Below are 21,729 nucleotides of genomic sequence, written 5' to 3'. Positions count from 1 at the left end.
CATGACATGAGATGAGGCAAGGGGCGGCAGGCGGCCTTTCCCCGGAGATTTCAGAAATCATAGCGGATGCCGGCACAGAGAGCATTGGAGGCACCGTACACACCCTTGAAAAGCCCAAATACGCCGGACCGGTGATGCAGGCGGACTATCAGACTCCACTGGGGTATCTCCGGCAGCGAGAAGGCGGTTTCAAAAGAAAGATAATTCAGAAGGCGCGATACGTTATTGTGATCTTTGCGCTCAACTTCCGGGATATCCGTGGCATAGGAAAGCCCTTCGCCAACAGCAACGCTTGTTTTAACGTGCTCCTTCCAGGGGAAGGTCTGCCAGCGTCCCACGATGACGCCGTTGAACTCCAGGTAATCTTCGCCGCCGAAGTGCTTGACCGCCTGGCCTTCCAGCTCAAAGCTCACGTGTTCGCCGAAACGACCGATCTCCCTCCCCAGTGCGGCCGCGATCAGGTTGTATGACCCACCGTAATCGGCATTTCCCGACATGACATCAATGATCGTGTCGGCCGAAACGGCCCCGCCGTAACAGGTCAGGTACCAGTGGTCCCTTTCGTTCACCGCACCGGCAGAATCACAGTCCGCCGCCGGCATGAACAATGCAAACAGCACAAGCGTTATCACAAGTCTGACCGAGAGGTACCGCATCATGGAACGGTTCCGCTTCACGCCCTCACACCGTGAGACGCGTCCTGTTGATGATCTCCCGCTGAACCGATGCCGGAAGGTCATCAAAATAGGCGCAGTAGCCGGCGACGCGGACCACGATCCCGGGATACTTACCGGGATTGTGAAAGGCATCTTCAAGCATGTCGGGGTCAAGGACGTTCAACTGCATCTCCATTCCCCCGGAAGCAAAGAAACCTTTGACAAGCGCCGACAATGTGCGGGCTCCCCGCTCACCTGCAAGGATATGGGGGTCGAAACGAAGGTTGAGGGCGTACCCGTTGGGAGACAGTGTCCCGTCTATGCGAGCCGCCGAGTTGAGGAGGGCCGTCGCCCCCAGGCGATCTCTCCCATTGGATGCTCCCAGGCTGGCCGCCAGGGGCTCTCCTTTCTTACGGCCGCTCGGCAAAGCGCCGGTATGCTTACCGAAACCCACATGACAGGTTGAAGAATAGAAACCGGGAACGTAGGGACCTCCCCTCGTACCGGCATGGCGCGAAAGAGCCTCGTGGAATATGGTCACGATCTCGCATGCGTAATCATCGGCAAGCGCGATATCATTTCCGAATTTCGGTGCCGCGATCATCATGGCCCGCAATGCCTCATGTCCATTGAAGTCATCCTTCACAGCAGCAACGACCTGTTCAAGGGTGTATCTCTCTTTCTTGAAGACGACATCATCGAGAGCGGCTAAAGAATCTGCCGTATCGGCCACACCGACGCCCTGGACGCCGCTCCAGTTGAATCGGGCTCCGCCTGCCGTCAGATCCGTTCCCGTTTCAAGGCAGCCCGTGACAAGCATGGATGAGAATGGTGTGGGATGATAATCACGATTTCCCTTTTCAACCCTGTGCATGTCGGCGACAAAGCGACCGACCATGAATTCCATCTGGCAACGGAAGGCATCGACCACAGCCCTCATGTCGCTGAACGATGAGGGATCGAGGGTTCGTGCGCCGATCTGCCGGCGGCTTCCCCAGTGCCTTCCACCATTCAAGGCCAGTATCAGGCAGATGGGAATATTAAAGAGCGCCGCATCGGTGGAAAAGAAACTTCTACCGGGCACGGAAGGCTCCACGCAGCCGACGATACCGTAATTCCGTGCCTCATCAAGGGGCAGTCCATGGCGGGTCAGCGCCTCTACCGCAACATCGTCATTGAACATGGCGGGGACTCCCTTGCCCTGTCGGGCCACGTCGGCCAGGCGCAACAGATATTCATCGGACGATGATCCATGGACCCGTGCCAGGTAGTTCGGGTCCCTGAGACCCGATTCTTCCATGACATCGAGAAACAGCCACGTCAGCTCGTTCTCGGCGTCGTTTCCCTCCCGGTCGACACCGCCGACCGTCGCCGCCTGCACCACGAGGTATCCACCGTGATATTCGCTGGTCCGCTCCGACATGAGAAAGACGTGCTCCGTCGATTTGGCGGAGAAGCAGAGGAGCAATTCCCGGGCAGTCTGCGGGGTGAGGTGTCCCCGGTCACAATCCCTGCGGTAGTATGGATACAGATATTGGTCCACCCGTCCAAAGGATACGGCCGAGTTAAGTCCCTCGAGACAGACGGCCAGGTGGGTCAGCCAGAGGGACTGAAGGGCCTCGTGAAATGTCTCTGCCGGTTCACGGGGGACTTTGCGGCAGATCCTTGATATTTCGTGAAGTTCCGCTGCCCGGAGGGCATCTTTTTCCTCCACGGCCTGACGGTGGGCTTCAGTCGCCAGATTCCCGGCAAAAACGACGAGCCCCTCGCAGGCGATCCGTGCCGCACGGTGAAGTTCATCCTCTCGTCCGTCCATTTCCTCGAGAAACCCCTTTACGCCGATGGATATCATTTTCTCATAGTCCGGAAGGAAATGGCCGATACCGCCCGCCTCGTTCACCAGATAATACGCGGCGTTCAACTGTTCCCAGGCGTACCGGAGATACTCGAGACGCTCGTTCCTGAAGGCCCGGAAGATCATGTTCCGCGGAAGCCAGTAGGGAATAACACCAAAAAGAAGCTTGAGCCGGTCCTTCCAGCTGATCAGGTGCGGTGTCGTTTTCCGCCTGTCGATCCAGAGCAGTTCCTCGGACATGTAAGTGCCCGCCAGTTCCGGTTGTATCAGGACCGACTTGCGCCGGCTGCCCACATTACCGACGATGAGTTCGCCGGGGAAGATACGGGCCGTCTTGCTGGAAAGAAGGTGGCGAAAGGCTCTGGCTTTTCTTATGGCCATGGGCTCGGTCGGGTCGTCGAACTTCTTGAAATGTTCGGTGATAAGAAGGGCCCGTTCCGGACAGAGGTACATGGGTGTGGACAGAAGTTCTTTCTTTATGGCAGAGAAACGCACCGAAGGTTTTTTCTCCTCACTGTGCACGGCATATGATGCCTCCATAGCGGCTTTACCTTTCTCTGAACTCTTTCCCCCCTCACCGTGTGGTGATGAACGGCATAAGGGTTCTGAATATGCCGGCATACACCCTCCTGACCAGGGGAATGCCCAGCGCCCGCCGTATCAATCCGAGAAGGCCCCGTCCACGGGGAATAAAAGTGCTTCTTTCTGTATCATAGGTTATTGAACTGATAAAGAAATTCCTTTGGAACAGCGAACACAGAAGCTGATAGGTAATGATGGCGATCACGTCCCAGGCCCGCTCGATGTGGGCCTGGGGATAGGGTATTTTCTCCCCCATCGCCATCCGGAGTATCTCTACGGAATGATACACATCGATGGAACTGCCCATGAGTTCCCTGGTAGCCCAGAGAAGATAGATACAACCGCTGCAGTATGAAACCATGGCGCCGGCACCCGTCTCTTCGGCTTCGCGGAACTTTTTTACACCCTCCCGGATGATGTCGAACGGTATGGACATGTTGCGGACCCAGGATGCTCCGGCCCCGAAACCGCAGCAGAGGGAGTCTGCCCGGTTGTGCTTCATTTCAACGACATTGCAGCCGCATTTCTCCAGAATGCAACGGGGATCATCCCAGTATGCCCCTCCCAGCACCTTTGAATAGCAATTATCATGGACGGCGACGGATATCCCCAGCGGCGCCGCCGGCAGTGCCAGCTCGCCTGTCTCGATCTTTTCAGCGGCCCAGCGATGAAAGGAGATACACCTCGCCTCGTGGGAAACCCCCATCTCACGGGGGTGGACTTCCGTTAACAGATAGTGTACGGCATCGGTGAGAATGACAATGTCTCTGACATTCCACCGGGTGAAATCATCCCGTGTGCGCCGGGCTATCCTCTGCACCACGTCCAAGTAGCCCCCCTGGTAGAGGTATGCCCCGCCCTCCCACTGATCAATCGGGTCAACGGGTTTGAAGTGTTTCAGCAGGGAGCTGCCGCCGATGATAAAGGGAAAGAGGTGTGTATAATTTCCAATGAGGAGAATGGTATCATTTTCTCCCGGTGTGTAATCCATCCACGCATCTACCCACCGACGCTCTTCCGGAGAAAGAAAAAGGTTGATAAGCTGCCAGATATTGGGTTCTTCCGTGGGACAGACGAACCGGTACAGGGGTGGTGCCCCTCTTTTCAGATACAACTCGTTCCAGCGTTCAAGAACAAGGTTGTACGGATTGGCCCCCTCGGGACAAAAGAGGTTACAGGACATGCAGGAGTTGCATTTTTCAAGAACGACGGACCCTCCCCCGCTCCTGCACAGCCGGCGGATCTCTTCCTGTGCCTCGACGAGCGGCATTTCAAGAACGGGACACAGATGAAAACATAGACCACAGTATGTGCATCGGTCCTCATGCCACGACGATTGTCTCCCTGTCATCCGACGGCTCCCTCCTTCGTAAGATCAGGGTAACAGGAAACGATCTATTTTGACAACTTCTATAAAATCACCATTCAGCCTCGTGCTTAATCCCTCGTCACTGTGTCAAATACACCAAGGGATCGAGTCATTCCCAGACGTACACCCCTTTTGAAGCGGCCATTGAAACATTTTTGCAATACATCTCGGCGAAGCGGAAGATAAGCGATTTCAGCTGTCTGAGCCGCAGGCGAGTTTTGAAATCGCCTGTAGCGAGCCGCTTAGATGTATCAAAAATGTTTCGGGCCTGTGAAAAAGGGGTTACAGCAACAGGCCGTCAAGACTTTTTACGAGTGCGTTGAATCAATCTTATCTGGTCATGAACCTTCTCCGCCGCCGCAGTCCCCGGGTTGTTTCATCTTCAGAACGGAGCGCACGAGGTTTTCCGTGGTATACTGACCGTTCGTCAAATCGGCAAAGGGATGCTCGCCGCCGAAAAGCTCTGTCATGATCCCCTGCACATCGAATCCCCGTGACCGGAGGTCCGCCGCCCGTTCCGCCAGTTCTTCAATATACCGCGTACATTTCCGGAGTGCCCCCCGTCCGTCCTCGATGATCTTGCCCACCGACGTAAAGAGGACGAGACGGTCCATATCAAGAGCCATGAGGGTTTTCATGGATTTCACCGTCCGCCCCATGTCCTCCTCGGGACGGATGAACTTCATCTCCTCGCGGGCAAAGATATCACCGGAGAAACACCACCCCCGGGTCTTTTCGACAAGGGCCACGTGACCAACGCTGTGACCCGGTGTTTCGATAACGTGAAAAGTATACGTCCCTGTTTCGACGACCGGCGGAAGCTCCTCCACACTCGTCGGTAACGGCTGTCCCCAGACCGTTTCCTGGTAAGGATAGAGGTATATCTTCTCTGCAATGAGCGGGATCGAGTCGTGATGGGCGTAGAGGGGAATCCCGAACCGATCCCGGAGGATATGGTTCCCTCCCACGTGATCCTCGTGAAAATGAGTGTTCACGGCACGGGTGATTCGCTCCCCCGAGAGATATCCGGCAAGCTCCTCCGCCGTATAGTGGCAGCCCGTATCGACCAGAAGGCCATCCACCAGATAGGCGGCCACCCAATACACCGGTTTGCCGTCAATCTCCCGGCTCATTCTGATCTGTCTTACTTCTTCGAACTGATGTACTTCAATCATCGGTGGCCGGCCCTTCTCGAACATCGTATCGCACGGCGGACGACAGATGATCCCATCAATCGGGGTGCAGGATAAAGCCGACGGCTGCGAAAAAAACGATGAAGAGCAGAAGCGCTATCTGCATGACGGGAATGCAAACTTCCACGGAATTAAAAAGGTCCATCGATCTCTCCCCGAACAGGTCTCTGATAACCTCATGCAGGCAACCGGCCGTCGGTCTTCCTCTCCGGCCGAACTTTCCGGTATCGGAGCAAAACCTACACCAGGTCCTTTCAAGGGGTCAACAGTTTTATCCGCCAACGGCCGATTTCTTTAAAATCGGGCATTCAAGGATCATGTTATGATTAATTACCCGATATCACTTGCAAATATCAAAGACAAGGATGGTGGCGCAAAGAAAAATAATTTTTTCACGCTCCTTAAAATGCTTGACAAATCCGATGAGTAGTCATATGCACAAATGCTTACAAAACGACATCATGGTTCGATATATACCGTTTCCTCATTCGGTAAAACCACCAGTCGAATCACGGGCGCTCATGATTAAGAAAAAGAAAACCGGACGCATCTCGATCGACAGCGAATTATGCAAGGGATGCTACCTTTGCATATCCGTCTGCCCGAATCAGTTGATAGTTGTTTCCGACACATTGAACCAGAAGGGATATTACCCCGCAAAATTTTCCCAGTCCGGAAGTAATCCCGAGGACCGCACCTGCACGGCCTGTGCCCTGTGTGCACTCATGTGCCCGGACGTGGCGATAGAGGTTTATCGTGAATAAGAAAACGCTCATGAGGGGCAGCCAGGTCATCGGCGAAGCAGCCGTTCGTGCCGGATGCCGGTTCTACGCCGGGTACCCCATCACACCGCAGAATGAATTGACGGAGTACATGGCGGCGGCCATGGCAAAGACCCCCGACGGAACGTTCATTCAGGCCGAAAGCGAGATCGCGGCAATCAATATGGTACTGGGGGCCTCCATGGCGGGAACCCGGGCCATGACCAGTTCATCGAGCCCGGGGGTGAGCCTCAAGCAGGAGGGGATCTCCTTCCTTGCCGGTTCGGAACTACCGGCGGTCATTGTCAACACCATGCGCGGCGGTCCCGGCCTGGGGAACATTGCACCCACCCAGGGAGATTATTTCCAGGCAACTCGAGGCGGTGGACATGGAGATTACCGGTCCATCGTCCTGGCTCCGGCCTCAGGCCAGGAAGAGGCTGACCTGACAAGAAAGGCCTTTGAATATGCCGATCGGTATCGCACGCCCGTGGTCATACTCATCGACGGCATGATGGGACAGATGATGGAGCCTGTTGTGCTGCCCGATCCCATCGACCCCCGCAAACTCCCGGAAAAATCCTGGGTCCTCGACGGAGCGAAGGGCCGGCCCAGCAGGATCATTAAATCCCTGATCCTGAACACGAGCACCATGGAGGAGCACAACTGGAAGCTCTATCGAAAATATGAAACGATAAGCAAAGAGATCACCGCGGCCGAATGCCATCTTACCCAGGACGCCCGGTTGATCGTTATCGCTTATGGAACAGCGGCACGCATCGCGAAGGGGGCCATCAAGCGGGTCCGTGAGATGGGGCTCAAGGTGGGACTCCTCCGGCCGATCACCCTCTGGCCGTTTCCCAAGAACAAACTGGTCGAAAAGAGCCGGGTGGTAAGAAATTTTCTCGTATTTGAAATGAACACGGGGCAGATGGTGGAGGACGTCAAGCTTTCCCTTGAAGGGAGGGCAAACGTTCATTTCTACGGCAGGCCGGGCGGCATCATATCCACACCGGACGAGATATCAAAGGTGATCAGCAGCCTTTATTACCGGCAGCATCTGGAAGAGGAATAGGCGATGGAACAGATAGTCTTTCAACGACCCCGATACCTGAAAAAAGCGGTCTTCCATTACTGCCCGGGATGCGGACACAGTCTGATTCACCGGCTGGTAGCGGAAATAATCGATGAGCTCGGAATCGGCGATCGAGTGATCGGCGTTCCGCCTGCGGGATGCGCCGTCCTCGCCTATGACTATTTCGACATCGACATGGGTGAGGCACCGCACGGTCGCGGTGCGGCGCTGGCAACGGGGATCAAGCGGACGCTCCCGGACCGCATCGTCTTCAGCTACCAGGGCGATGGAGACATCGCGGCCATCGGTACGGCGGAGACGATACATGCCGCCAATCGCGGCGAGAACATCACGATCATCTTCGTCAATAACAGTTGTTACGGCATGACGGGCGGTCAGATGGCACCCACGACCCTTCTCGGCCAGAACTCCACGACAACTCCCGGCGGGCGCGACCAGTTGCGCGACGGAGGCCCGGTGGACCTCAGCGAGATGCTGGCCATCGCACGGGGAAGCGTCTACATAGAGAGAACAGCAGTGAATTCGCCGAAAAATATCAGGAGGACCAAACAGGCCCTCACAAAGGCATTCAAGATACAGATGGCGGGACGTGGTTTTGCCCTCGTGGAGATACTGTCTCCCTGCCCGACAAACTGGAAGCTATCGCCCGTCGATTCGCTCAAGTATATAGATGACACCGTCACAAAAACCTACCCCCTGAAAGTGATCAAGGACACGGTGGGCGATCTGGAATAAGGGTTCGATTCTATGAAAAAGACTATCTTTGCGGGATTCGGCGGCCAGGGCGTTCTCATGATGGGTTACGCCTATGCCGTGGCCGCTATGAACGATGGAATGGAAGTCACCTATCTCCCCTCTTACGGAGCCGAAATGAGGGGCGGAACGGCGAACTGCACCGTGGCCGTTTCCGACGAGGAAATATATTCACCCGTTGCATCTTCGCCGGATCACTCGGTCATTCTCAACAAACCATCCCTGATCAAATTCGAAAGCGCGATGATCGAAGGCGGCCTCATCATCCTGAATTCCAGTCTCGTCGATATGGAACCGTCCCGCAGCGATATCGCGACGGTCAAAATTCCCGCCAACGACCTGGCCAAGAAAGAGTTCCGCAACGAGCGCACGGTGAACATGATCATGCTCGGCGCCTTCGTTGCAAAAACAGGCATGACCAGCATCGACTCCATTATGAAAGCCCTCGATGAAGTCACCAAGGGGAAAAATGTGGGCAGTTTGATGAAGACCAATCTCAGGAGCCTGAACCTTGGCGCCGATTACATATTGCAAGGAGCATCCCGATGAAAACGGTGAAACAGATCGAATTGTGGCTGGAGAATATTCCCGGCAGGCTTTCCGCCGTCAGTGAGCTGATGAGGGAGAACCGGATCAATATCATTGCGTGCTGTTATGCGACGACCCGCGAGAATGAAGGTATCTTCTATTTTGTCGCCAACGACCCGGACAAGGCCGTAAATGCGTTGAAGGCAGCTGGATATAAAATGGAAGTGAAGGACGTAATCGCCTGCGAGACCCCGAACCATCCGGGTGGTCTCAACGTGGTCCTGAAAGTCCTCAAGGAAGAGGACATCAACGTCGATTACATTTACCCCTGCGTGGGCACGGGGGATGTGACGGTCATGATCATCGGCGTGGGACCGGTGAAAAAATCTGTGAACATCCTGGAAAAGAACTGGATCCGGGTTTTCGGGAAAGAACTCTACCATATCTGATTGACAGTCCGGGAAAAGCCCCCCTGCTGCATCCGTGATAATCAGGAAGCTTCTATCTCTTCAGGGATCGGGGTTCGGAAACCGTTATTCGGGATTCGTAATCCATAATCTGTAATCCCGAATCCCGAATTTAAGCGCCTCACGTCTCACGCTTCACGCTTCTCTTATAATTTCTGCAACGGCTACATGTGCCATGTCCCGGTTCGCTTCGGGATCCAGGTCCCCCAGGCGGGCGAAGAGGTTCTCGCGGTACTGCATCCTTTCAGGACCCTTTCTTCCGATACCGAAACGCAGCTGAGAACGGTCTTCCCTGCTCATTCCTTCAATAACGCCCTTTGTCACCATAACGGCGCCCGATGTCGAGGCCCTGGCGACCCCCTCCGCCTCTGATTCGGTGGCTCCCGTGCAGGTGAAAGACCCATCCGGACCAACCGAGCCGCTCACATATTCCGATCCCTCCGAAATTCCGAGATGAAGCAATATATCACGGTCCCAGCCTTTCACATCCTTCCATTGACGTGATATCTCGCGAACGTTCTGCTGTATCTTCATGGCACAGCGCAGGGCTCCGTTAAGATACCGCGAGTCACTATGTTCAAAGAAATACAGCGCTCTTGCACAACCACGCCGCGGCAGCACCAGCCCGCCGTACGCCTCCCCTGCTGCGTCGACGGCACGACCGATATCACCGATCAGACGGAGATACTCGTGAGACGGCAGCTCGGCCGAGAACCGCTCCGGAGCTGACAGCTCGGTCCAAAGTACACAGAGCGATTCCGGAACAGGCTCCATTCGAAAAGAAAGGACGTTCCTTTCCTTTCCGGGCATGATCGCCGCCGGCATGCGGGAAATATCCGTCGAATCGAACCTTTCGAGAAGAATAAGGGTTTCACCGCCGAAGGATACCGCATGAACGATGATATGTTCCGGCAGGGACCCACGGGGGTGATGGGAAATCGTTCTGCTTTTGACAGCTTCTTTTTTCGACGCTACTGCTCTTTGAAAGCTCTCACCGAGCAGGTTCGACTCCCGCTCGGTCAGGCCGGTACTGATCGAAGGATAGATCGTACCATCCTGAGAGACCTTCATGAGTGCACTATGAAAATCCAGAAGAGTCTCAAGGACCACGTTTTTTTCTTCAAGCAATACCTTAAGGCATAAACGCAATATATTCTTTTCAATAGGCTTTCTATCAAGTCCAAGACCACGTTCCATAAGCAGCGCACGTGCCGGATCATTCATCCAGACGATGTCGAAACGCTCATTGAGAAGATAGGCCGGACATGCAAGGGCGTTCCGGTCAGGATGGGGAAAAGCATCAATTGCCGCCGCCCTTCTCTCTTCAGAAAAGCGCCGGTCCTTCCGAAGATACGCGGGCACCTCGATATTCCGACGGCGACTTTCCTCCATTCGTCTTGATCTCAGCGATTCATCAATGATTTCAGATTCATGTACGATGGGAGATTCCGTCATTTCCGCGGCTTCAATATCCGTGTTTTCAGAGGAACGGAGATCCTCGGTTACATCTCCCGAATAACTGACATCAATGGGGTGGTCCTGAAATCCCAGAACTATCTCATCCATTGAATATCCCTGGGCCTTCAGGGTTTTTACCTTATTAATGCGGGCTTCGACCTCGAGGGGGAAATAACCGATCTTCTTCGTACCCGCCATTTCCGGTCCCGGATTTTTGACAACCGGCCGCGGAATGATGCCGAGCCTGATGTAATTGTTCAGCGTCGCCCGCGAGATTCCCTGCCGCTGAAGAATCTCCTTGCTGCTGATAAGAGGCTCCGCACTCATGGCATATCCTCCTTTTTGTCACTGTTTCATCTTGTTCATATAGGCCATATTTATACTGTATAATTCCAGGAGTCAAGGAAAATTATACTGTATAATTTATGATTACCGCCTTGGGCAGTGTCTCATTAGTAGTTTATATACAGATAGTTATCAAAATTTATACTGTATACACACTCTGGAGGCAATACTGTCTAATTCATGGGTAACAAAAAATGGAGGGCTTGTTTTCAGTGGTGCAAGGAGGTTCGAACGGCCTTTTCTGAAGGATGAGAAAGGATACCGGATATCAAGTACCCTCCCCTGCCGAAAGTAAAAATCAAGGCGGTTATGGATTGTTATTCGACGAATTCCCTTTACCGATGAATGTGCTTACAAACTCAATAGCGAAACATATAGCCCTGCATGTCAGGCTTTCGCATATATGGGGCGGATTATCTTCACTGAACCCTTCCGGCCTTAGTTCCCTGCATAACAGACTTGAATACTGTTCCTCAAACCTGCCGGCATATTCTTTACAACCCAGTATGATCTCATCATCCGGAATACCTGTACACCTTCCGATGATGCCCAGAAACAGTAATGTCCCTTCCACCAATCCGCATTGAGCCCCATATTCTCCGGCGCCATGCATTCCAAGTACCGAATCCAGGACCTGATCCGTCAATGGAACGTCAAATATTTCCGACAGGATCAGTAGGCTGGTGGTGGCACAATTAAAATCATTATCCCAATAGTATGTTTTAACTTTTTCCTGCACAAAGGACTGCATTTTCAAAACTGTTCTCCACTGGTGATCATGATAGGAAGGGAAATGCGCACGTACTTGAAATTACTGGTCGGGGCGGCAGGATTTGAACCTGCGACATCTTGCTCCCAAAGCAAGCGCGCTACCAGGCTGCGCCACGCCCCGACGACCGGGTTTTAGTGTATTCGCGCCTCTTTTTTCAAGGTTTTTTTCAGTTCCTGAAAGGCCCTGGCGCGGTGACTGATCCTGTTCTTGACCTCGGAGGGAAGTTCGGCTACCGTCTTTCCGTATTCGGGAACGATAAAGACCGGATCGTAACCGAAACCCTTCGTTCCCCGCGGTTCCTGTGCAACGAAGCCCTCCAGCATGCCCTCGAAGGATCGGTATGTTCCGTCCGGGTGATAGAGCACCAGGCTGCACCTGAAAGCGGCGGCACGTTCTGAATCGGGAACCCCGCGCATTTCCTCAAGAAGTTTCCGGTAATTATCCTCGTCCGATGCCCGCGGTCCGGCGTAACGGGCGGAATGAATACCCGGCCGGCCGCCCAGGCATTCCACGACAAGCCCTGAATCATCGGCAACAACAGGGTCCCCCGTGTATTCCGAAACGGCCCGCGCCTTTTTCAGGGCGTTTTCGAAGAATGAGGATCCGTCTTCCAGGACTTCCGGCATCTCGGGATAATCAAGAAGCGAGCCGACCTCTACGTCCAGTTCTTCAAGCAAGGCCTTCAGCTCTCTGATTTTCCCCCTGTTTTTCGTCGCTAATATCAACACCCTTTTCGGTCCGTCTCTTCCTTTTCGTCTTGTTACACCATGCCGGGAGAAGGCGTGCATTCCCGCAGAAACAGTGTTACAGGTCCCCCAGAAGCTCCTTCTGCATGTCCGTCAGTTCCGCGATTCCCTTCTGGGCAACGTCGATCATCCGTTCCAATACGTCCCGGGGAAAGGGCTCCCGTTCGGCCGTCCCCTGGACTTCTATGATCCTTCCCGTTCTGGTCATGACGAAGTTCGCGTCCACTTCCGCCCGGGAATCTTCTTCATAATTGAGGTCGAGAAGGATATCCCCTCCCACGACACCGACACTGACAGCCGAAACGAAGTCGGAAACATGAAATCCGTCGATGGCCCCCTGATCGCGGAACCTTCGCAGAGCATCGACAAGGGAGATGAACCCGCCCGTTATCGAAGCCGTTCGGGTGCCGCCGTCGGCCTGGATGACATCACAATCGATGTAGATGGTCTTTTCTCCCAGGAGTGAAAGGTCCGTCACGGCGCGGAGCGACCGGCCGATCAGCCGCTGGATCTCATGTGTGCGACCGCCGGTGCGCCCCCGTACGGATTCACGGACGTTCCGGGTCGGCGTGGCAAGGGGAAGCATGGAATATTCCGCCGTCAGCCATCCCTGGCCGCTATTCTTGAGAAAGGGCGGCACGGAATCCTCAATGGAGGCGGTGCAGATCACCTTCGTTCCCCCCATCTCTATCAGTACGGAACCCGGCGCGTGGCTGAGAAACTTCCTCGTTATCGTACAGCGACGTATCTGGTCCCACCGGCGTCCGTCACTCCGCATCCTGCTTCTCCCTTCCCTTGTTGTAAGCCTGAATGCCGTCACACACAGCCCGGGCGATCGCCTCCCGGATATTGGGATCCAGCAGTTTTTTCCGATCCTTTACGTTCGTTCCAAAACCAAACTCCACCAGTATCCCGGCATTTTCCATCCCTGAAAGGATCAGGACGGGCGAGCTTCGAAGCCCCCTTCCCTGGCGGGGGAATACGGACCCGATATGATACTCGATGATCTGGGCCAACCTTATGCTGTCGTTTCTGATCCGGTTCTCTATCATATCTTCAATGATAATATCGCCGCTCTCTCCCTGCTTCCGAACCCAGGAACCATCGGAGAAATATATTTCATAACCGGCCGCACCGGCTCCGAACCCGGCATTGATGTGAAGACTGATGAACAGATCCGCCTTTTTCTCCCGCGCCATGGTACGCCGTCGTTCCACGGGCACCGTCTCGTCACCGTTTCGCGTGAGGATGATCGATATGTCGCGATTGCCCCGGAACCGGTTCTCGATCTCTTTCGCCACGTCCAGTGTCAGTTCCTTTTCGAAATCCCCTCTGTCGAGTTCGACTCCCCGATCGTCCCCCCCATGGGCTGGATCGACGAAGACCGTCAACGGCCGGGCCGTCGCGGCCGATGGTACTGCGAGCATGCCGCATATGAACAGGATCAGGCCGATGGTCTTCCAGTTGCAGGTTAATGATCGCATGTTTCTCGTTCTTCCCATTTCTGTTCCTTCAAACCCACGCTTCATAACGCATGCCGATCGGTGCTGTCAATGATGAAACCCCTGACAGGGGGGATCATGTTGGGATCTTCTTCTCCGTCCTTTCAAAGGGTTCCCGAAGCCTTTCAACGGTATTGACGCTTTTCAGTTTTCTGAGGTCGAATATCAGCCGGTTCAGCTGGCTCAGGTCATTGACGCCGAGCTGAAAATCGCAGGTCGCCAACTGTCCCGGAACGGTATCGATATTGGCGTAATTGATGTTGATACCCGAGGAGGCGATAACATTGGTGAGTTCCGACAGAAGGCCCCGCTTGTCGTGACATTTGATACGGATATTTACCGGATAGGTCTGTTTTTTTTCGATGTTCCACTCTACTTCGATGATCCGTTCCGGTGGCATGTCCTGTATCCTCGGGCAGGTTGCCACATGGACGCTCACACCGCGCCCGCGGGTAATTGCCCCCACGATGTTATCGCCGGGAATAGGGCTGCAGCATTTCGCAAAGCGGACCATGATATTGTCCACGCCGGTTATGGAGACGCCCGCATCATGGGTCTTCCGGAACTTGCGCTTCATCTTTTCAAAGATGCCTGTTTCCTTCTTCGGCTCTTCTTCATGGATGAAGCGGTTCGCCAGGTGTTTCGCCGACAGTTTGCCGTAGCCGACGAGGGCGAGCATATCATCCAGGCTGCTCAGAGAGTATTCAGCGAGGACGGTCTTGAACTTGTTCGTTTTAATGAGCTGGTTGTATCTCAGGTCGTGCCGACGCAGTTCCTTTTCAAGGATCTCCCGTCCCAGGGCGACGCTCCGCTCCCGTTCCTCCGTCTTGATGAACTGCTTGATCTTCGATAATGCCCTGGTGGTAACGGCATACTTGAGCCAGTCCTTGCTGGGATAATGCCCCGGCTGCGTCGTAATCTCAACGGTATCACCGTTCTGCAGCTTGTATTTCAGGGGAACTATTGTACGGTTCACCATGGCGCCGACGCACTGATTCCCCACATCGGTATGTATGCTGTAGGCAAAGTCGATCGGTGTCGCCCCCTTGGGAAAGGACTTGACGTCTCCGCGGGGGGTGAAGACATAGACTTCGTCGGGATAGAGGGCTATCTTCAGGTTCTTCATGAACTCACGGGCATCTCCCGGATCATGCTGGACCTCAAGAAGCTCACGCAGCTTCTTTATCTGGTCGTCCTCTTCCCCCGAAAAGGCCTTTCCCTCCTTGTAACGCCAGTGTGCCGCGATTCCCTTTTCCGCCCATTCGTGCATCTCTTTCGTGCGTATCTGTACTTCCATCCGCTCTCCATAGGGCCCTATCACCGTTGTATGGAGCGAACGGTAGTGATTCGCCTTCGGCATGGCGATATAGTCCTTGAAGCGGCCCGGAACGGGCTTCCACAGTTCATGAACGAGGCTCAACGCCGTATAGCAGTCCTTCACCTGGTTTGAATCGAGGATTATCCGAAAGGCCATGAGATCATAGACCTGATCGAACTGGAGATTCTGCTCACGCATCTTATTGAATATGCTGTAAAAATGCTTCGCTCTTCCTTCGACGATGCCCGCCAGATCATACCTGCCCATTTCCCGGGTGATGATGCTCTTCACTTCTTCCGTATAGCGGTCACGCTCGTCCTTTCTCTTCGCCACCCCTTCGATGAGCTCAAAGTATTCTTCCGGATACAGGTATTTGAAGGCGAGGTCCTCGAGCTCGATCTTCATCCAGTTGATGCCGAGCCGGTTCGCCAGCGGCGCGTAGACCTCAAGAGTTTCCTGGGCGATGAATTTCTGTTTTTCCGGGTACTGAAAATCGAGCGTCTTCATGTTGTGGATCCGGTCGGCAAGGCGGATCACGAGCACACGGATATCTGAAGACATGGCGAGAATCATCTTCCTGAAATTCTCCGCCTGGCGCTCGAGCTGGCTGCCGAACCTGATCCTGCTGATCTTGGTCAGCCCGTCCACGAGAAAAACAACCTCTTTACCGAAAGCCTCTTCGATCTGGTCCCTCGTGGCCAGCGTGTCCTCAACGGTATCGTGCAGCAATCCCGTAACGATCGTCGCCACATCAAGCCTCATCTTCACCAGCGTTCCCGTCACTTCCAGGGGATGGATCAGATAGGGTTCCCCCGAAAGGCGCACCTGTCCCTGGTGCACGGAAGCACTGAAGATATAAGCCTTCTCGATCATCTCCATTTCTTCCTGAGACAGGTATTTCTGGGCCTCATCAAGTATGTCGGTGATGCGTATCATAGCACGGCCGTTTCGAAACAAAACTTACGTGATCTCACCCTGGTCGTCCCACACCGCCGTTTCTTCCGGAACACTCATTCCTCAGGCGGGTTGTTCAGGCGCTGCAATTCTTCTTCTATTCCGTCCTTCACAAAAGAAAGAACATCCTCCCGCGAAACAAGGGTGACCTCTCCCGTTCTCCGGTCCCGTATTTCCATTTTTCCTTCGGCAAGGTTCCTGGCACCGATGGTGATCCGCAGGGGGATCCCGATAAGGTCGGCGTCGTTGAACTTGACGCCGGCCCGTTCATCCCGGTCGTCAAGGATCACTTCAATGTCTTCCGCCGACAGTTCATTGTGAATCTCCGATGCCGCAGCCCGGATCGTTTCATCCTTGCTGTTGACCGGTGTCACGATCACCTGATAGGGGGCTATCGACATGGGCCAGACAATGCCGTGTTCGTCGTTGCTCTGTTCGATGCAGGCCGCCATCGTCCTTCCCACCCCGATCCCGTAACAGCCCATGATCATGAGTTTTTCCTTCCCGTCCCGGTCGAGGAAAGTGGCCTTCATCGCCTCGCTGTACTTTGTTCCCAGTTTGAAGACGTGTCCCACTTCGATGCCGCGGGCGAAGGAAATGGCCTCCCCGCACCGAGGGCAGATGTCGGTCTCCCTGATGATCCGCAGATCGGCAAAATCCTTGATAAAAACGTCCCTTCCCATATTGCAGTTGATCCGGTGATAATTTTCCCGATTCGCCCCCACAACGAAGTTCTTCATGTTTATGAGAGAATGGTCGGCGATGATGTCCGCCCGTATCCCGATGGGGCCCGCAAATCCGCGTGGAGAACCGGTAACTTCCATGATAATGTCATCCATCGCCAGTTCGAGATCATCGCAGGCCAGATAATTCTTCAGTTTCACCTCGTTGATCTCCTCGTCACCCCTGATAAGCGCGGCAACCGGCCTGCCGTCGGCGACGAAGATCAGCGTTTTCACCACATCCTGCGGTGTCACCTTGAGAAATTCACAGACTTCCTCTATGGTACGCACATCAGGTGTATATACATCCTCCGGTGTCAGGAAATCTTTTTCGTCGACAGGTTCCTTCTCGGGGCGGGCTATCTCGGCCTTTTCAAGGTTCGCGGCATAATTGCATGAACTGCAGAACACGATGGCGTCCTCGCCTGATTCCGCCAGGACCATGAATTCATGGGAGTAGCTGCCGCCGATGTTCCCGCTGTCGGCCTCGACGGGCCGGAAACGGAGACCGCACCGGGCAAATATCCTCTTATAGGCTTCGAACATGGCCCGGTAGCTCTTGCCGGCCTCCTCTTCGTCCACGTCGAAGCTGTATGCGTCTTTCATGCCGAATTCCCGGCACCTCATCACGCCGAACCGCGGCCGGATTTCGTCCCGGAATTTCGTCTGTATCTGGTAGAGGTTCGTGGGAAGTTGCCGGTAGGTCTGGATCTCGTTTCGAACGATGTCGGTAATGACCTCCTCGTGGGTCGGCCCGATGCAGTAGTCCCGATTATGCCGGTCCTTGAACCGGAGCAGCTCCTTGCCGTAGAAATTCCACCGGCCCGATTCCTGCCAGAGCTCGGCGGGCTGCACGGCCGGCAGGAACGTCTCCTGGGCGCCGGCCCGGTTCATTTCTTCGCGAATGATGTTTTCAATCTTCCTGATCACCCGGTATCCCACAGGCAGATATGAGTAGATCCCGCTCGTCAGCTTCCGTATCATGCCGGCTCGAAGCATAAGCTGGTGGCTTATGATTTCCGCATCAGAGGGAACTTCCTTTACCGTCGGTAAAAACATCTGTGAGTAGCGCATCATTCCTCCTCATTCCCGTATAATTGACTGTATCTCTTCCATCAGCGCATCGACAAACTCTTCTTCACGGACCTTGCGCACGACCCTGCCCTTTCTGAACAGCAACCCCATGTGCCGCCCGCCCGCAATACCGACGTCGGCCTCGGCCGCCTCACCCGGTCCGTTCACCACACACCCCATGAGCGCCACGGTGAGATGTTCCCTCATCCCCGCCAGCCGGCGTTCCACTTCCTCGGTCAGTTTCGGCAGATCGATCTCGCAACGGCCACAGGTCGGGCAGGATATGATATCGGGTCCGACAAGTCGGAGCTTCAATGCCCGCAGTATCGCATAGGCCACGGTGACCTCGCTGACGGGATCGCCGGTGATCGAGACCCTGATGGTATCGCCGATCCCTTCATGGAGGAGAATACCCAGGCCGACGGAGGACTTTACGGCCGACCGGAGCATATTCCCCGCTTCGGTGACCCCGAGGTGCAGCGGATGAGAAGTACGGCCGGAAACGGCACGGTACGCGGCCACCATGGTCGGCACGTCGGAGGACTTCAGGGATAGTTTCAGGGCCGCACATCCGTGGTCTTCAAAAAAGGCGACATTCCTCAAGGCGCTTTCAACAAGCGCCTCCGCTGTCGGTCCTCCGTGTTCCTCCAGCAGGTCCTTTTCGAGAGAGCCGGCGTTGACACCGATGCGTATCGCCGTCCCGCGCTCCACAGCACAGGCGATTATCTCCCGCAGGCCGCTTCGCTTCATGTTCCCGGGATTTATCCGTATGCCGTCGGCATTGTTTTCCATGGCGGCTATCCCCAGCCGGTGATCGAAATGGATGTCGGCTATGAGGGGGATCGATATGCCTTGCTTGATCGTCCTCAGGCAATCGGCCGCTTCCCTGTCGGGAACGGCAACCCGCACTATTTCACAGCCCGCCGCTTCGAGTCGCCTAATCTGCTCGATCGTTGCCGCCACATCACGGGTATCGGTGCAGGTCATTGATTGAACGACAACAGGGGCGTCGCCGCCTATTTTTACTGAACCGACATGCAGGGTGTTCGTCTTTCGTCTGTTTTCTTGTTCCCGGTCCAACTATTGATACCCTCGTAAAAAGTCGCACCACTGTATCATATGAGACGGCTTCGTGAAAAGCTTGAAGGCACGGTTGTTTGTAAGTCGAAATGATGAAAAAATGAAGCGCCGCGCCGCATGCTGACCTTTTACGAAGTTGTCAAATATCTTTTTAATTCCTCGCGTTATTCGCGGATAAACTATAGCATGAAGCATGCCGTCCATCAACGGGGATTTAGCCGGCCACGGCTTTCGGCACGCCTGCTGGCGCGTTCAATTCATCTTCGAGCAGCCGAAGATGATCGAGGAGTGCAAACCGTTCATCAAAGGAAGGCATGATCGCCCCCTTCACCGCCGCCGGCGTCCCCCGTCGCATCATGGCCAGCAGTTCCCCCGCGGCGTCGAACATGTCGACGGAATGCAGCCCCTGAGCGGAAAGGTAACGAATGAATTTGAAGGTCCTGAACCCGTCGAACCAGGTATGGAAATGACGCGTCAGTACCGCCCGGGAACGGCCGTTTCTCCGGATGTTCCGCCATGCTTCATCAAAATGGTTCTGTACAAGAAATCCTTCAAGCAGCGGATGGAGCGTCGCGAGCGTTTCCTGTGCAGCACCGGGAGACTCGGCCACACGGGGAATCGCTGTGATGAGGTCTTTCAGAACGGAAAAGCAGCGGGGATCATACACCAGGTAGTCGGCATCCTCTCCCAGAAACCCGGCCACCTTCCGTCCCGTACCGAAGGGGACGCGGCGGGAAGGTCGGGAAGAAGGATGGACACGCGTGGAAATTATTTTGCCGATCGTTCCTGTTTTCGCCATCTTGTTGAGATAATAGAAGTCCTCGCCGGCCTGGCGCCTGTTCATTCCCCGTACCGCTGCATAGCGGTCCACGGTGAAGGCCATGGTCGAACCGATCGAATGATATGCATAGGGAGAGCCCGCGAAATGGAGGCCGAGAACGTAATAGCGAAGGAATGTTTCATAGGCGCAGATCGCCTCTCTCTCACGCATCGTAGAGCCCTGTCGGTGAGCAAAGGCGATAACGGCGGCCGATGACCCCGTTTCCTCGAAAAACGTGCGGACCGAAGAGAGATATCCCCTTTCGACGAGAGTGTCGGCGTCAAGTGAAAAGAGCAGCTTCACTCCCGGCACATCATGATCAAAGACCGTGAGTGCCCGGTCAAAACCGATTTTCCGTGCCATGCCGACGCCGCCGGTCCCGGCGGGCATCTCATATCCGGGAGATGAAGCGTCAATGCTCGCCAGACGGAGAGAACCGTCAAGGATCCGTTCCAGGTGCGTACTCGATACCCACTGAGGCAATTCCCCCGGCAGTGAACGACTTTCCAGAGAACGGAGAACAGCGAGCGTTATCCGGTTGTCTTCGATATCCTTAGGGGCGGCACCGCCTGGGCCCCGGTTGTTGATGACGCAGATAACCAGTGCCCGTCGCAGCTCGGCCGGGTCATTTTCGGCAAGGGCGGCCAGTGTCTCAAAGAGATAACGGGACTCGGCAAGGGCGGGGATCACCACTACCGCCCCCACTCCCCCTTCCGGTTTCGGGATCACCTCCCAGGGGCCCCTGAGGGCGTAATCGTCAAGGTAACGCTGAATTCTGTTCTTTCCCTTCATTGTTCACCAGCAAGGCGACCATTATTGCGCCTGCAATACTCCAAACGGTCAAAAAACACAATATATGAGTCCCTTTATCACAGCGGCACTCTGAGAAAGGGCAACAATATTTGCTTTTTCCCCACTTCCTTGCTATCTGACTATCTAAAAAAGAAAAGGAAATGCAGCTGCCATGAAGATCTTATCTCCCCTTCGATATTCATTCATCATTCTCATAATCATCTGTGGCTTTTTGTGTGTCATAGGCACCGGTTCAGTGGACGATGACGGCGGCAGTCTCATAGACGTCACCGGCGTCTGGCAGTGTTACTACACGGAGGGAAAACAGCCCGGATATGCAGGTCCCCTGCTCATGGTGATCAACCAGTCCGCCGAGAAACTGACTTTCAGCATTGCTTCCCATGCGGGGGGAACAGGTTCAATAGACGGGTCCGATATCTTTTTAACAATCACCGCGAACGGGACTACCTATTCAGGAACAGGATTGTCCACGGCTTATTCAATGGATGGTGACTGGTACATGTCGTCGATGTCAGGGGGAACCTGGTGGGCCGAAAAAGCGACCTTTCTTGCCACGCTGTATAAAATCACCAACGGGGAGGATATCTGGTGTTACCGTTTTGTCGTCTATGCAAAAAATGCCGAACGCGTGTACATAACCGGAGATTTAGTCGAAGGCGAATACGACCTCTATAAATGTGGAACCACCCAGGGCTACCAATACTGGTGGAGTACCGATCAGGCAGACTGCTCGGAAGGAAATGGGTATTACATCATTACCGGGATTCCCGTCTTTCCCATCACCGTCACAGCTCACGTGGTAACGGCCCAAGGCGAGACAACAGAGACCGTTTACGTCAACGGCTACGAAACACATTATTGACGA

At 54.6% G+C, this 21,729-nt stretch carries 19 protein-coding genes and 1 tRNA gene; 6 read left to right on the top strand and 14 right to left on the bottom strand.

Going from position 1 to position 21,729, the window contains the following annotated elements:
- Positions 1-50: 50 nt before the first annotated feature.
- The 4 genes from JXO48_06370 to JXO48_06355 form a co-directional block, all read right to left on the bottom strand.
- Complete coding sequence (locus tag JXO48_06370; GenBank protein MBN2283497.1) at positions 51-677, bottom strand: hypothetical protein; 627 nt, start codon at positions 675-677, stop codon at positions 51-53.
- 4 nt (positions 678-681) lie between these two features.
- Positions 682-3,051, bottom strand: a complete 2,370-nt coding sequence (locus tag JXO48_06365; protein ID MBN2283496.1) for a formate acetyltransferase — start codon at positions 3,049-3,051, stop codon at positions 682-684.
- A 34-nt stretch (positions 3,052-3,085) separates the two neighbouring features.
- Entirely contained in the window at positions 3,086-4,444 is a 1,359-nt protein-coding gene (locus JXO48_06360; protein MBN2283495.1) for a (Fe-S)-binding protein, read from the bottom strand.
- 356 nt (positions 4,445-4,800) lie between these two features.
- Positions 4,801-5,637, bottom strand: a complete 837-nt coding sequence (locus JXO48_06355) for an MBL fold metallo-hydrolase (protein MBN2283494.1) — start codon at positions 5,635-5,637, stop codon at positions 4,801-4,803.
- A 539-nt stretch (positions 5,638-6,176) separates the two neighbouring features.
- Between JXO48_06355 and JXO48_06350 the strand changes: the two genes are divergently transcribed.
- Genes JXO48_06350 through JXO48_06330 form a run of 5 tightly spaced genes read left to right on the top strand, consistent with a single transcriptional unit; the run spans position 6,177 to position 9,242 of the window.
- On the top strand, positions 6,177-6,419 hold the full coding sequence (locus JXO48_06350; GenBank protein ID MBN2283493.1) for a ferredoxin family protein: 243 nt from the start codon (positions 6,177-6,179) through the stop codon (positions 6,417-6,419).
- Positions 6,420-6,429: 10 nt separating this feature from the next.
- Positions 6,430-7,491, top strand: a complete 1,062-nt coding sequence (gene vorB / locus JXO48_06345; GenBank protein MBN2283492.1) for a 3-methyl-2-oxobutanoate dehydrogenase subunit VorB — start codon at positions 6,430-6,432, stop codon at positions 7,489-7,491.
- Between the two features lie 3 nt (positions 7,492-7,494).
- Positions 7,495-8,247, top strand: a complete 753-nt coding sequence (locus JXO48_06340; protein MBN2283491.1) for a 2-oxoglutarate oxidoreductase — start codon at positions 7,495-7,497, stop codon at positions 8,245-8,247.
- Between the two features lie 12 nt (positions 8,248-8,259).
- Positions 8,260-8,814 carry a 2-oxoacid:acceptor oxidoreductase family protein gene (locus JXO48_06335; protein ID MBN2283490.1) on the top strand — a complete coding sequence of 185 codons (555 nt, stop codon included), beginning with the start codon at positions 8,260-8,262 and terminating at the stop codon, positions 8,812-8,814.
- Positions 8,811-9,242: an amino acid-binding protein gene (locus JXO48_06330; GenBank protein ID MBN2283489.1), complete on the top strand. Its 432-nt coding sequence runs from the start codon at positions 8,811-8,813 to the stop codon at positions 9,240-9,242. Before JXO48_06335 ends, JXO48_06330 begins: the two co-directional genes overlap by 4 nt.
- 153 nt (positions 9,243-9,395) lie before the next feature.
- Here the strand turns inward: JXO48_06330 and JXO48_06325 are convergent, their stop codons facing one another.
- The 10 genes from JXO48_06325 to JXO48_06280 form a co-directional block, all read right to left on the bottom strand.
- A complete protein-coding gene (locus JXO48_06325; GenBank protein MBN2283488.1) occupies positions 9,396-11,045 on the bottom strand; it encodes a hypothetical protein in 1,650 nt (549 codons plus the stop codon).
- A 325-nt stretch (positions 11,046-11,370) separates the two neighbouring features.
- Positions 11,371-11,814, bottom strand: coding sequence for a C_GCAxxG_C_C family protein (locus JXO48_06320; protein ID MBN2283487.1), 444 nt, complete (start codon positions 11,812-11,814; stop codon positions 11,371-11,373).
- A 64-nt stretch (positions 11,815-11,878) separates the two neighbouring features.
- Positions 11,879-11,955 (bottom strand) — tRNA-Pro (locus JXO48_06315).
- An 11-nt stretch (positions 11,956-11,966) separates the two neighbouring features.
- On the bottom strand, positions 11,967-12,623 hold the full coding sequence (locus JXO48_06310) for an XTP/dITP diphosphatase (protein MBN2283486.1): 657 nt from the start codon (positions 12,621-12,623) through the stop codon (positions 11,967-11,969).
- A gap of 16 nt (positions 12,624-12,639) precedes the next feature.
- The gene (rph, locus tag JXO48_06305; protein ID MBN2283485.1) at positions 12,640-13,359 is read right to left on the bottom strand and encodes a ribonuclease PH; all 720 of its coding nucleotides are present in this window, start codon (positions 13,357-13,359) and stop codon (positions 12,640-12,642) included.
- Complete coding sequence (locus JXO48_06300; protein MBN2283484.1) at positions 13,349-14,065, bottom strand: N-acetylmuramoyl-L-alanine amidase; 717 nt, start codon at positions 14,063-14,065, stop codon at positions 13,349-13,351. Before JXO48_06300 ends, rph begins: the two co-directional genes overlap by 11 nt.
- Positions 14,066-14,159: 94 nt before the next feature.
- Positions 14,160-16,337: a bifunctional (p)ppGpp synthetase/guanosine-3',5'-bis(diphosphate) 3'-pyrophosphohydrolase gene (locus tag JXO48_06295; protein MBN2283483.1), complete on the bottom strand. Its 2,178-nt coding sequence runs from the start codon at positions 16,335-16,337 to the stop codon at positions 14,160-14,162.
- 74 nt (positions 16,338-16,411) lie between these two features.
- Positions 16,412-18,151, bottom strand: coding sequence for a proline--tRNA ligase (locus JXO48_06290; protein MBN2283482.1), 1,740 nt, complete (start codon positions 18,149-18,151; stop codon positions 16,412-16,414).
- A 9-nt stretch (positions 18,152-18,160) separates the two neighbouring features.
- Entirely contained in the window at positions 18,161-19,231 is a 1,071-nt protein-coding gene (gene ispG, locus JXO48_06285) for a flavodoxin-dependent (E)-4-hydroxy-3-methylbut-2-enyl-diphosphate synthase (GenBank protein MBN2283481.1), read from the bottom strand.
- Between the two features lie 214 nt (positions 19,232-19,445).
- Positions 19,446-20,843 (bottom strand): hypothetical protein, encoded by a 1,398-nt coding sequence (locus JXO48_06280; protein ID MBN2283480.1) that lies wholly within the window; start codon positions 20,841-20,843, stop codon positions 19,446-19,448.
- 172 nt (positions 20,844-21,015) lie between these two features.
- Between JXO48_06280 and JXO48_06275 the strand changes: the two genes are divergently transcribed.
- Complete coding sequence (locus JXO48_06275) at positions 21,016-21,726, top strand: hypothetical protein (protein MBN2283479.1); 711 nt, start codon at positions 21,016-21,018, stop codon at positions 21,724-21,726.
- The last annotated feature ends 3 nt before the right edge of the window (positions 21,727-21,729 follow it).

The sequence above is a fragment of the Deltaproteobacteria bacterium genome (assembly GCA_016933965.1).
Taxonomy (GTDB): Bacteria; Desulfobacterota; Syntrophia; order Syntrophales; family UBA2210; genus JAFGTS01.
Note: the sequence above shows the minus strand (reverse complement) of the source record. Positions and strands in the feature narration are given on the sequence as shown.